Source organism: Mesorhizobium sp. LNHC252B00 (assembly GCF_000502955.1).
Taxonomy (GTDB): Bacteria; Pseudomonadota; Alphaproteobacteria; order Rhizobiales; family Rhizobiaceae; genus Mesorhizobium.
The window spans coordinates 410560-420899 of record NZ_AYWO01000005.1 but is presented as its reverse complement, the minus strand read 5'-3'; the positions used below and the strand labels follow the sequence as shown (position 1 = coordinate 420899).

At 62.2% G+C, this 10340-nt stretch carries 7 protein-coding genes and 1 pseudogene; 1 reads left to right on the top strand and 7 read right to left on the bottom strand.

Going from position 1 to position 10340, the window contains the following annotated elements:
* Positions 1–984, bottom strand: a pseudogene (locus X744_RS159510) (hypothetical protein); the annotation flags it as partial.
* A 74-nt stretch (positions 985–1058) separates the two neighbouring features.
* Positions 1059–2357 (bottom strand): adenylosuccinate synthase, encoded by a 1299-nt coding sequence (locus tag X744_RS159515; RefSeq protein WP_023758667.1) that lies wholly within the window; start codon positions 2355–2357, stop codon positions 1059–1061.
* Positions 2358–2563: 206 nt separating this feature from the next.
* On the opposite strand from X744_RS159515, the gene X744_RS159520 reads away from it, so the two are divergent.
* Entirely contained in the window at positions 2564–3475 is a 912-nt protein-coding gene (locus X744_RS159520) for a DMT family transporter (protein WP_023758666.1), read from the top strand.
* A gap of 52 nt (positions 3476–3527) precedes the next feature.
* Here the strand turns inward: X744_RS159520 and serA are convergent, their stop codons facing one another.
* The 5 genes from serA to glmM form a co-directional block, all read right to left on the bottom strand.
* On the bottom strand, positions 3528–5129 hold the full coding sequence (gene serA, locus X744_RS159525; protein ID WP_023758665.1) for a phosphoglycerate dehydrogenase: 1602 nt from the start codon (positions 5127–5129) through the stop codon (positions 3528–3530).
* 60 nt (positions 5130–5189) lie between these two features.
* On the bottom strand, positions 5190–6365 hold the full coding sequence (locus X744_RS159530; RefSeq protein ID WP_023758664.1) for a phosphoserine transaminase: 1176 nt from the start codon (positions 6363–6365) through the stop codon (positions 5190–5192).
* A gap of 201 nt (positions 6366–6566) precedes the next feature.
* Positions 6567–7466: an outer membrane protein gene (locus X744_RS159535; protein ID WP_348626154.1), complete on the bottom strand. Its 900-nt coding sequence runs from the start codon at positions 7464–7466 to the stop codon at positions 6567–6569.
* A 169-nt stretch (positions 7467–7635) separates the two neighbouring features.
* A complete protein-coding gene (locus tag X744_RS159540; protein WP_023758662.1) occupies positions 7636–8472 on the bottom strand; it encodes an outer membrane protein in 837 nt (278 codons plus the stop codon).
* A gap of 254 nt (positions 8473–8726) precedes the next feature.
* Positions 8727–10079: a phosphoglucosamine mutase gene (gene glmM, locus X744_RS159545; protein ID WP_023758661.1), complete on the bottom strand. Its 1353-nt coding sequence runs from the start codon at positions 10077–10079 to the stop codon at positions 8727–8729.
* Positions 10080–10340 lie beyond the last annotated feature (261 nt).

Sequence of the window (10340 nt, the reverse complement as noted above, 5' to 3'; positions counted from 1 at the left end):
TGGGGCGGCACCTGCCGCCGGAGGCGTAGCCGCGGGAGGAGTGCCGGCGGCCGGTGCGGAAATCGGCGGCGCGTTGGTCGCCGAGGGCGGCGTGGTCAGCGCAGCGACCGATTCGCCTTCGCCGATGCCGCTTTGTCCGCCGGCCGGGCCCGGGTCGACTTCACTGCCTTGCGGCGTCAGCCGTTGGGTGAATTTCGTGCTTTCAGCTTCCGTGCCGCCAACTGCGGGCGCTGGTGCTGGCGCCGGCGCCGCGGCGGTGGTTGCCGGCTTGGCAGGTGCCGGCTTCACGGGTTCGGTCTTTGTCGCGACCTTGGTGCCGTCGAGCCCGAGCATCTTGCCGAAGGCGTCCTTGTTCAGCCAGATGCCGTAGCCGCCACCGGCGATGACCAGAAGCGCGACGGCGGCGGCGATCAGCCCGCCATAGCTGCGCTTACGCTCCGCCGGGCGCAGGCGCTGGAAAGTGTCCGACGCCGGCTCTTCGTTGCTGGAAAACACATCGACACCGTCGTCGGCCTCCTCAGCGTCCATAGCTGGAAGGGGCGTATCGGCGCGAGCCGGCTGGGCAGGCGCCGGCGTTGGCCTTTGCCAGCTTGGCTCGACCTTGGAGGCAGGTGGCGGCGCGGGTTGATAAGGTTCAGGCTTGGCCGCAGGCGGTGCCGGCCAGGCCGGCACCGCCTTGGCCGGTTGCCGCGTGTGGCTTGGCTGGTTCTTGTTGCGATCGATCGAGGAAAAGATATGTTCCAGTTCCGCGAGCGGGTCGGTCTCCGGCACGCTCTTGGCATAGTCCCGCTCGACGTTCGCTATGGCATCTTCCAGACCGCGTTTCTGCTTTGCGACATCCTCCGGCGAAAGCGGCGGATCGCGCTGGGCAATCTTCGCTGCGATCGTAGAGCGGGCCTTTTCGTAGACCTTCGCCCGCATCTCTGGCGACGGATCGCCGAGACCGTCTATCGCTTTCTTCAGAACAAAAACGAAATCTGCCATGCTTCAGTCGACCTGTATTTTGTTTCCGCGCCGGCCCCCGCAAATCAGCCGCTATGCCCGGAAAGGCTGAGAAACTAGTCTTGAAACGGATCGGTCACAAGTATCGTGTCGTCCCGTTCCGGGCTGGTGGAAAGGAGCGCGACCGGGGCACCGATCAGCTCCTCGATGTAGCGAACATATTTGACCGCCTGGGCCGGCAGATCGTTCCAGCTGCGCGCGCCGGCGGTGGTGCCTTTCCAGCCCTCCAGCGTCTCATAGACCGGTTCGACACGCGCCTGCGCGCCCTGGCTGGCCGGCAGATAGTCGATCATCTCACCATCGAGCCGGTAGCCGGTGCAGACCTTGATCTCGTCCAGCCCGTCGAGCACGTCGAGCTTGGTCAGCGCGATGCCCTTGATGCCGTTGACGGCGACGGCCTGGCGCACCAGCACGGCGTCGAACCAGCCGCAGCGTCGCTTGCGGCCGGTGACGACGCCGAATTCGTGGCCGCGCGTGCCGAGGAATTCGCCGACCTCGTTCCTCTGCTCGGTCGGGAACGGACCTTCGCCGACGCGCGTCGTGTAAGCCTTGGTGATGCCGAGCACATAGCCGATGGCGCCCGGGCCGACGCCGGAGCCGGCGGCGGCCTGTCCTGCGACCGTGTTCGACGAGGTGACGAACGGATAGGTACCATGGTCGATATCGAGCAGCGTGCCTTGCGCGCCCTCGAACAGGATGCGCTCGCCAGCCCGGCGCTTGTCGTCGAGGATTTTCCAGACCCGGTCCATATAGGGCAGGATCTCGTGCCCGACCGAGGTCAATTCCTGCATGATGGCGTCATGCGTGACTTCGGCATGGCCAAGCCCACGACGCAGCGCATTGTGGTGCGTCAGCAGCCTGTCGACCTTCAAGGGTAGCGTTTCCAAATCCGCCAAATCCATCACCCTGACCGCGCGCCGGCCCACCTTGTCCTCATAGGCAGGGCCGATGCCACGACGGGTCGTGCCAATCTTCGTTCCGGAATTGGAAGCTGCGTCCTCGCGGAATCCGTCCAGTTCTCGGTGCAGCGACAGGATAAGCGCTGTGTTTTCGGCTATTTTCAGGCGGTCCGGCGTCACCTCGACACCTTGCGCCTTGAGCTTGGCCACTTCGGCGACGAAAGCGTGCGGGTCGAAAACGACGCCATTGCCGATGATGGACAGCTTGCCCTGGCGCACGACGCCCGACGGAAGCAACGACAGTTTGTAGACCTTGCCGTCGACGACCAGCGTGTGGCCGGCATTGTGGCCGCCCTGAAAACGCACCACGACATCGGCGCGCTCCGACAGCCAGTCGACGATCTTGCCCTTGCCTTCATCGCCCCATTGCGAGCCGACGACCACCACATTGGCCATGTTTCTTTTCCCTTGAGACGCCGCCAAGCGGCTTGAATATGGTTCGAAACGACAGGCCTCTATAACGTCAAGACCTCGCGAGCGCGACCTTTCTTTGCCGCCGAAAATGCCCTCAGGCATAACAATTTTCGGGCTTAACATCATTTACTTGGACGCACGGGGGCAATAGGCCGACAAACACCGCGGCCCGCGGCCGGAATCCCACCATGCATCGAAGCGCCTACATAGTCCTGCTGCTCACCACCTTGCTGTGGGGCGGCAACTCGGTGGCAGGCAAGCTGGCAGTCGATCACGTCTCGCCGATGACGCTGGTCTTCCTGCGCTGGGTGCTGGCCGCGGCGATCATGCTGCCGATCGGCTGGAAGACGATACGCAAGGACTGGCCTGTGGTGCGCAAGCACTGGATCCTCCTTGCGGCCCTCGGTGCCAGCGGTTTCACTCTGTTCAACACCATCTTCTACACGGCGCTCAACTATACGACGGCGATCAACGTCTCGATCGAACAGGCGGCGATGCCGATCCTGATCATGACAGCCAATTTTATCTTCTTCCGCCTGCGCGTGAACTGGGCGCAGATTGTCGGCGTCATTCTGACCATCGCCGGCGTGATCCTGACCGCCTGCCACGGCGACCCGCGCCGGCTGTTGACGCTGGAGCTCAATTTCGGCGACGCCATCATGCTGGTCGCCGTGTTTCTCTACAGCGGCTATTCGGTCGGGCTGCGGTTGAAACCGGTGATGCATTGGCAGAGCCTGATGCTCGCCCTGTCGGTTGCCGCTCTCGTTACCTCGGTGCCCTTCTTCCTGTGGGAGGTCGCTGCCGGCAAGGTTATCGTGCCCGACGCGCGCGGCTGGGCGGTGATCGTCTATACCGCGATCGGCGCCTCGGTGATCTCGCAGATCTTCTACATCAGGGGCAACGAACTGATCGGCGCCAACCGCGCCGGCCTGTTCATCAATCTGGTGCCGATCTTCGGCACGCTGCTGTCGGTGCTGATCGTCGGCGAGACGTTCCAGTTCTATCAGGCATTGGCGCTGGCGCTCGTGCTGGGCGGCATCGGGCTTGCCGAATACAGCGGGCGCAAGGCAGCAAACCTGCCATCAGCCAGGACACGCTGAACAAAGGCGCGGACCAGGCCGCGCCTTTCGATCTTCCACGGCAAGTCCGGGATCACACGGCGTTGATGTCGAACTGCAGCCGTTTGGCCGAGTCGATCGACTTGTGCTTCCTGACCTTTTCCAGGACGGCCTCCGGGAACGGCGCGTCGAGATAGAGCAGCGCGATGGCATCGCCTCCCGGCCGGTTGCGGCCAAGCTGGAAGTTGGCGATGTTGACGCCGTTCTCGCCGCAGACGGTGCCTAGCAGGCCGACGATGCCCGGCGCGTCGGCATTGGTCGTGTAGAGCATATGCTGGCCGACCTCGGCATCGAGATTGATGCCCTTGATCTGGATGAAACGCGGCTTGCCGTCGGAGAAGCAGGTGCCGGCGATCGAGCGCGTCTTGTGCTCGGTCGTTACCGTCAGCTTGATGTAGCCGTCGAACACGCCCGACTTGTCGCGCTTGACCTCGGCAACGATGATGCCGCGCTCCTTCACCATGATCGGCGCCGACACCATGTTGACGTCGGAGACCTGCGGCCGGATCAGCCCGGCAAGCGCGGCACTGATCAGCGCGCGGGTGTTCATTGTCGCCGTCGAGCCGTCGAACAGGATCTCGACCTCCGTGATCGGGTCTTCGGTGACCTGGCCGACAAAGGCGCCGAGCACTTCGGCAAGCTTGACGAAGGGCTTCAGTCGTGGGGCTTCCTCGGCGGTGATCGACGGCATGTTGATGGCATTGGAGACGGCACCCTTGATCAGATAGTCGGCCATCTGCTCGGCGACCTGCAGCGCGACATTCTCTTGCGCTTCCGCCGTCGAGGCGCCGAGGTGCGGCGTCGCCACCACATTCTCCATGCCGAACAACGCGTTCTGCTCGGCCGGCTCGACCTCGAACACGTCGACGCCTGCGCCTGCCACCTTGCCGCTCTTCAGCGCCGCCACCAGGTCGGCCTCGACGATCAGCCCGCCGCGGGCGCAGTTGATGATGCGTACGCCGTTCTTCATCTTGGCGATTGCCGCGGCGTCGATGATGTTGCGCGTCTTGTCGGTCAGCGGCGTGTGCAGCGTGATGAAGTCGGCGCGGGCGAAAAGCTCGTCCAGTTCGACCTTCTCGACGCCGAGTTCCTCGGCGCGTTTGTCCGACAGGAACGGGTCGAAGGCGACGACATGCATCTTCAGGCCGACGCCGCGCGTCGCGACGATCGAGCCGATGTTGCCGCAGCCGATGACGCCCAGCGTCTTGCCGGTGATCTCAACGCCCATGAAGCGGTTCTTCTCCCATTTGCCGGCATGGGTCGAAGCGTTGGCTTCCGGGATCTGGCGGGCAAGCGCGAAGATCATCGCCACCGCATGTTCGGCTGTCGTGATCGAATTGCCGAAGGGCGTGTTCATCACGATGATGCCCTTGCGGCTCGCCGCCGGGATGTCGACATTGTCGACGCCGATGCCGGCGCGGCCGACGACTTTGAGCTTCGTGGCGGCATTGATCAACTTTTCGGTGACCTTGGTCGCCGAGCGGATGGCGAGGCCATCATATTGGCCGATCACTTCGAGCAGCTTTTCCTTGTCCTTGCCGAGATCGGGCAGATAGTCGACCTCGACGCCGCGATCCTTGAAGATCTGCACGGCTGTGGGAGAGAGTTTGTCTGAGACGAGAACGCGGGGCGCCATAGCGGCCTCCTTGAGATGGATTGTTGGGATATGGGCGGCCGAAGGCCGCCACTGACAATCTCAGGCCGCCGCTTTCAGCGACGCCTTCTGCGCAGCGAAGGCCCAGTCGAGCCAAGGCAGCAATGCTTCGAGATCCGACGTCTCGACGGTCGCGCCGCACCAGATGCGCAGGCCGGGCGGTGCGTCGCGATAGGCGCCGATGTCGTAGGCGACCCCTTCCTTGTCGAGCACCGAAACCAGTCCCTTGGCGAAAGCCGCTTGCCCATCGGCATCGAGCGCGGACACATCCGGATCGGTGAAGGACAGACACACGGACGTGTTCGACCGCGTCGCCGGTTGGACGGCGAGATGACCGAGCCACGCGGACTTGGCGACAAATCGATCGAGGACAGCCGCATTGGCGTCCGCCCTGGCGATCAGCGCGTCGAGGCCCCCAATCGACTTCGCCCAGTTGAGCGCATCGAGATAGTCCTCGACGCACAGCATCGAGGGGGTGTTGATGGTCTCGCCCTTGAAAATGCCCTCGATCAGCTTGCCGCCCGAGGTCAGGCGGAAGATTTTCGGCAGCGGCCATGAAGGCTTGTACGTTTCCAGCCGCTCGACGGCGCGGGGCGACAGGATGAGCATGCCGTGCGCGCCCTCGCCGCCCAGCACCTTCTGCCAGGAGAAGGTGACGACATCGAGTTTTTCAAAGTCGAGCCTCCGTGCGAAGGCAGCCGAAGTCGCGTCGCAGATGGTCAGGCCCTGGCGATCCGCAGGGATGAAATCGCCGTTCGGCACGCGCACGCCGGACGTGGTGCCGTTCCAGGTGAAGACCACATCGCGGTCGAAATCGATCTTCGTGAGGTCGGGCAGTTCGCCGTAGCCGGCTTCGATCTTGCGCACGTCGGCGAGCTTCAATTGCTTGACCACGTCGGTGACCCAGCCGGAGCCAAAGCTCTCCCAGGCGACCATGTCGACGCCGCGCTCGCCGAGCAGCGACCACAGCGCCATCTCGACCGCGCCGGTGTCCGATGCCGGCACGATGCCGATGCGGTAGTCCGCCGGGACCTGGAGAATTTCCCGCGTCAGCGAAATCGACTGTTCGAGCTTGGCCTTGCCGATTTTGGCGCGATGGGAACGGCCGAGCGCTGCAGTTTTCAGGGCCTCGACTGACCAGCCGGGGCGCTTCGCGCAGGGACCTGAGGAAAAATTAGGGTTTGCCGGACGCAGTCCGGGCTTCGCATGCGTCGTCATCGTGGTCTATCCTTCCAGATAGTGGCCCCTCGTTGGGGAGGGGTGGCCCACGGACGGCGATATGCGTTCAGGCCTCGGGCGTCAAGAGGAAAGTTTTTGTCGCGGGCAGGATACCGGCGATCTGTACGAAAATGTCATGGCGCAAAACCGGGAGCGGCGGACCCGAGGATCCGCCCGTCCTGTTCTTCTTATGCGTAGCACCTACCAGAGGTCGTAACGCAGCCCGAGCTTGACCGTCTGGTAGTCGATACCCTTGCGGATATTGAAGGCACCGCCATCAAAGGCGACGTATTTTGCGCTCGGCACTGAGAAATATTCGTAGCCGAGATCAACAGAAACGTTTTTGGTGACCTGATAGGAAAGTCCTGCACCGATCGAGTAGGCTAGGTTGAATTTGCCCTCGCTGTCGGTCTGACCTTCATAGCCGGCGGGATCGTCGCAGAAAAACCCGCCGGTGCCGCCGGAATTGGTCGGTGTTTCCACGCAGTCGCGTGCGCCTATGCTTCTGAAATATTTGTTGTAAGCAAGACCAATGCCACCGCCGATATAGGGAGTGAGCCCAACGTAAGTGCCCAGATCCACATAGCCGTTGGCCATGATGCTGTAGCCTTTGTTGGAGGCGTTGTCGGAGAGATCGCATGCCTGTGAGACCGGAACGGAATTGATATTTCCAAATCCGTCGGCCTCGAGCGTATGACCGTCGCAGGTGGCGGCGAGCTTCGCGTGCTCGCCGAATTTGTCGGTTGGTAGAATCCCGCCGTTCAGCTCGACCCTGAGATAGTCGTTAACATGATAGCCCATACCGATGCTGCCCGTGAAAAGGCTGCTCTCATCAGTAAAACTGTCGAGCGGACCGCTCGATGTTTCCTCATGTTTGAACGGATGACTGAAGGCGTAACCGATATCGCCGCGCAAATACCAGCCGGAGCCGACCTCGACCGGCACATAGTCGGGCGCCTGGTCGACATAGATCGGCGGATTGTAGTCGGCAGCATGCAAGGTCGCCAGCGGCAAGAAGGCTAAGGCGCCAAGCGCCAGCGCCGCACGCGAAATGATTCTCATGGTCCCCGACTCCCGAATTTGGCCCGCTGGCAATAGCAACGGCAGCCATCGTTTCAGGGAGCATTGTTAACCATAGTGGTTAAGTGCCGGTTAAGGCTAACAGAGCGTTAGCGAATTCATTTCGGCCGAGCTTTCATTACATAGGGCTCAAACGAAAGCCGCCCGGCTGGTGCCGGGCGGCTCACGAGAATTTCAGGTAATGCCGGTGTTACTTGGTGTAGATCGGCTCGGGTTCGGGCTGGTAGGCCACGACCGGCGCTGCGCAACCGTTGCTGCCACCGAACTGGTAGCGCAGGCCACCGCGAACCTCGTGTGTGTTGATGCCGCGATCGAAGCCGGGGCCGGAGCTGCTGACATCCCATTCGAACATTCGGCCGCCCTGGATGTGGCTGAAGCGATAGCCCGCGTCGAGGATGATCTTGTCGGTCAGGCAGTAGGAAGCGCCGGCCATCAGAGCGTAGGCGAAGCGCCAGTTGGACGCTCCCGGGTTGGTCTCGGTGGTGTTCGGGTCATAGACAGTATCCCACTTGACGCGCGCACCGCCGATGCCGGCGCCGACGTAAGGCGTGAGGCCACTATAGGTGCCGAGATCGACATAGGCGTTGGCCAGCAGCAGCAAGGCGCTCATTTTCGACACTTCGGTCGATGTTCCGTTGATATCCGATGTGCCGCCGTTGAAGTTCGACTTGAACCAGTAGTCGGCCGTCAGATCGGTACGGAAATGGTCGTTGATCTTGTAGCCGACGCCGGCACCGAGCGAGAAACCGCCCTTGAGCTTGCCGAAGTCGAAACTCTTGCTGCCGGGAATGACCGTACAGTTACAGGGATCGACGGTGTAGGTCATGTAGTCGATGCCGCGCACGGTCGACTTGTGATAGTCGATGTCGCCGCGAATGTACCAGCCGCCGACTTCGACCGGCTGCTCGTAGACGGTCGGAGGCGGAGCCTCCTCGACCACCGGTTCCGGCAGGTCGGCCGCGAACAGTGGTCCTGCCAGACCTGCGAACAGTAAGGCGAGCAGGACCTTTCTGGCTGTATTGAACATGCATGTCACCCCTGAGAAGTTCGGAACGGCCATCGGTCCGAATGCAATTGCTTTTCAGTCGTGGATAATGAAGTGCAAAGGTTAAAAGGCGTTTAACCCTGTTGCTTAACCACGAATCCCGACACTTCGAGGGATCGTTGAGCGGTTTTCAGGATGTCGGGATCGACCGCCGGACCGACCAAAAAAGCCCGCCGGAAGGGCGGGCTTGAGCTGGCGAAGATATGAGTGCGGCACCCTCGCGGGCGGGCTTGTGATTAAGCTGCGCTGCGCGTTTCGGAGATAACCTCAACGATGCCATTGACGACGGACTCGACCAATTGCGGGTCGTCGCCCTCGGCCATGACGCGGATCAGCGGCTCGGTGCCGGAGGGTCGGATAACCAGCCGCCCAGCCTTGCCGAGGCGGGTACGGGCATCCTCGATGGCTGCCTTGACCGGCGCTTGCTCGAGCGGCTTGCCGCCGGAAATATGGACGTTCTTCAGAAGCTGCGGCACCGGTTCGAACTTCTTCGACAGTTCGCTGACCGGCCGCCCCTGCCGCTTGATGCAGGCCAGTACCTGCAGCGCCGAAACCAGGCCGTCGCCGGTGGTCGAGAAGTCCGACAGCACGATATGGCCGGATTGTTCGCCGCCGACATTCAGCCCGTGCGCGCGCATATGCTCGACGACATAACGGTCGCCGACCTTGGTGCGGTGCAATTGCAGCTTCATGTCGCCGAGGAAGCGCTCGAGCCCGAGATTGGACATGACCGTCGAAACGACGCCGCCGCCGGCAAGCCGCCCGCTCTGATGCCAGGATTCAGCAATCAGTGCCATGATCTGGTCACCGTCGACGATCGCCCCGTTCTCATCGACGATGACGACCCGGTCGGCATCGCCGTCGAGGGCGATGCCGATGTCGGCGCGCACTTCGTGCACCTTCTTCTGCAGGCCGGCGGGATGGGTCGAGCCACATTCCTTGTTGATGTTGAAGCCGTTGGGCTCGACATTGATGGCGACGACTTCGGCGCCCAGTTCCCACAGCGCCTCGGGCGCCACCTTGTAGGCCGCGCCATTGGCGCAATCGACGACGATCCTGAGCCCGGAGAGTGACATCGAGCGCGGCAAGGTGCGCTTGGCGAATTCGATATAGCGATCATGCACGCCGTCGACGCGCTTGGCGCGGCCAAGCCCGTCGGAATCGGCGAGCGCCAGTTCTATGTCCTTGTCGAGCATGCTCTCGATGCGCTCCTCGATCTCGTCGGAGAGCTTGTACCCGTCGGGTCCGAACAGCTTGATGCCGTTGTCATAGTAGGGATTGTGCGAAGCCGAGATCATGACGCCGATATCGGCGCGCAGCGACCGCACCAGCATGGCGACCGCCGGAGTCGGGATTGGGCCGAGCAGGAACACGTCCATGCCGGCGGCACACAGACCGGCGACCATGGCATTCTCGATCATATAGCCGGAAAGCCTGGTGTCCTTGCCGAGCACGACGCGATGACGGTGGCTGCCGCGCTGGAAGGAGAGGCCGGCGGCCATGCCGACCCGCATCGCGATTTCCGCGGTCATCGGAAACTTGTTGGCGCGCCCGCGAATGCCGTCCGTGCCGAAATAATTCCCTGCCATGGTAGCCCGATTCCTCAACGTTTCTTCCCCGGCACGTCATGCCACAATTGGCCGGGGCGCCATGATCACATTGTGTGATTATATGTTACCAATCCTTAGAAAATTCTTGTTGTGCACTGCACACAACACGGCTGCAACCTAACATGCTGAAACAGCCATGCTCCAATATACCAGTCATGCAAGCCTTTCAGCGCAGATGAACCTGGAAAATCTTGCTCTGAAGCGGGCAACGGACAACGATTTCATCACCTTATCGGCAAA